Origin of the sequence: Burkholderia sp. Ac-20353 (assembly GCF_017104785.1) — a bacterium.
Taxonomy (GTDB): Bacteria; Pseudomonadota; Gammaproteobacteria; order Burkholderiales; family Burkholderiaceae; genus Burkholderia.
Map to the genome: position 1 here is coordinate 1 of NZ_JAAGPL010000461.1, position 1,714 is coordinate 1,714.

Here is a 1,714-nt window from a genome sequence, read left to right on the forward strand (position 1 = left end):
GGCCGGCGCCGCATGCGCGGCCTTGGCCTTGGCGGCCGGCTTCGCCTCGGCGGCGACGATCGTCGACGCGAGCGCGACGGGCAGCATCACGCCGAGCGCGACGTTGCGCGCGGCGGCGCTGAAGACAGTGGAGGATGCGAGGGACTTGAGGCCTTGGGGAGACAAACGCATGATCGATTCAGGCTGATGGCAGAAAGTGCAGCGCGGGACGCGCACGGTTGAATGGCAAGGCGGCGGGCGTTCCGGCCATGCGCCTGACCGTCAGGCGATGCGAAACGCGCCGGTTGGACTCGTGCGGACGCGTTCGGTTCGCGGCCCGCGCGGGCGGCCAACCGAGCGCCGCATGGGCCCGGCCGGGCCGCGGGCGACGCGAAATGCGGCCATTATACGTGGCCGCGGCGGGCGTTTTCGTGAACGCGGCGCCGCGCCGTTGCATGCCGGCGACGCGAGGATAGCGCGGCCAGGATGCGCAGGACGACTATCGAAGGAACGCGAAAGGCGCGCGCAGGCGACGTGCAAGTCGCCGCGCGGCGGAACGCGAAATGGGGACAAATTGAGGCGCGGGCTAGCGCCACGCGTCGATCACGACGCGCTTCAGCACATGCAGCTTGCGGTGGAAGAAATGCTCGGCGCCGGGAATCACGACGACCGGCAGTTCCTGCGGCCGCGCCCAGTCGTAGACGGACGCGATCGGCACCGTGTCGTCGGTCTCGCCGTGGATCACGAGCGTGTTCTCCGGCACGTCGGCAACCTGCCAGCGGCTCGCGGCCGTGCCGACGAACACCATCCGCTCGATCGCCTGCCCCGCGTCGCGCAGCCGCTTCGCGACATGCGACAGCACGAACGTGCCGAACGAGAAGCCGGCCAGCACGAGCGGCAGGTCCGCATAGGCCGGCTGCGCGCGCATGTGCGCGAGCACCGCGAGCAGGTCGTCGGCCTCGCCCGTACCGTTGTCGTGCGCGCCTTCGGTCGCACCGACGCCGCGGAAGTTCGACCGGTACACGACATAGTTGAGCTGCACGAGCGTACGCGCAAGCGTCTGCGCGACCTTGTTGTCCATCGTGCCGCCGAACAGCGGATGCGGATGCGCGACGAGCGCGATGCCGCGCGGCGCGATGCTGCCGTCGCGCACCGCGTCCGGCACGTCGACGGCGATCTCGATCTGGCCGACCGGGCCGACGATCAGCGATTTCTGCGTATGTACGTTCATTCGGGCCGGCTCGCTCAGATCTTCAGGCGCTCGACGACCTTGCCGTCGCGCAGGTGCGATTCGACGATCTCGTCGATGTCCGCCTGGTCGACGTACGTGTACCAGGTGCCTTCCGGATAGACGACCATCACGGGCCCCTCCTCGCAGCGGTCGAGGCAGCCGGCCTTGTTGATGCGGACCTTGCCGGGCCCCGCGAGGCCGAGCTCCTTCACGCGCTTTTTCGCGTATTCCTGCATGGTCTGCGCATCGCATTGCGCGCAGCTCGGGCGTTCGGCGCCGGGCTCGCGCTGGTTCAGGCAGAAGAAGACGTGGTGCTGGTAATAGGAATCCATGATCGGTGACGGCAGGCGACCCGGCGGCGAGGCCGGACCGGCAGTGGCAGGTGAATGGTGCGGACGATTATAGCGAGCGACGCGCGCGGCTGCCGGCCCCGCTGCTACCACCGCGGCCACCACCGCTACTCGCGCCGCAGCCCGTCAGCGGCGCGGCGCGACCGGCAGCCAC

2 protein-coding genes and 1 pseudogene are annotated in these 1,714 nt (G+C 69.6%); all 3 read right to left on the bottom strand.

The window, feature by feature from the left end; translation table 11 throughout:
* A pseudogene (locus G3N94_RS41280) lies at nt 1–171 on the bottom strand (D-alanyl-D-alanine carboxypeptidase); the annotation flags it as partial.
* A gap of 394 nt (nt 172–565) precedes the next feature.
* Nucleotides 566–1,210 carry an alpha/beta hydrolase gene (locus G3N94_RS41285; RefSeq protein WP_205799904.1) on the bottom strand — a complete coding sequence of 215 codons (645 nt, stop codon included), beginning with the start codon at nt 1,208–1,210 and terminating at the stop codon, nt 566–568.
* 14 nt (nt 1,211–1,224) lie between these two features.
* Complete coding sequence (locus tag G3N94_RS41290; protein ID WP_011886145.1) at nt 1,225–1,542, bottom strand: ferredoxin; 318 nt, start codon at nt 1,540–1,542, stop codon at nt 1,225–1,227.
* Between the last annotated feature and the right edge of the window lie 172 nt (nt 1,543–1,714).

Excerpts from the sequence above, each read along its gene's own strand:
- G3N94_RS41285 (WP_205799904.1), bottom strand. The coding sequence starts at position 1,210 with ATGAACGTACATACGCAGAAATCGCTGATCGTCGGCCCGGTCGGCCAG.
- G3N94_RS41290 (WP_011886145.1), bottom strand. The coding sequence starts at position 1,542 with ATGGATTCCTATTACCAGCACCACGTCTTCTTCTGCCTGAACCAGCGC.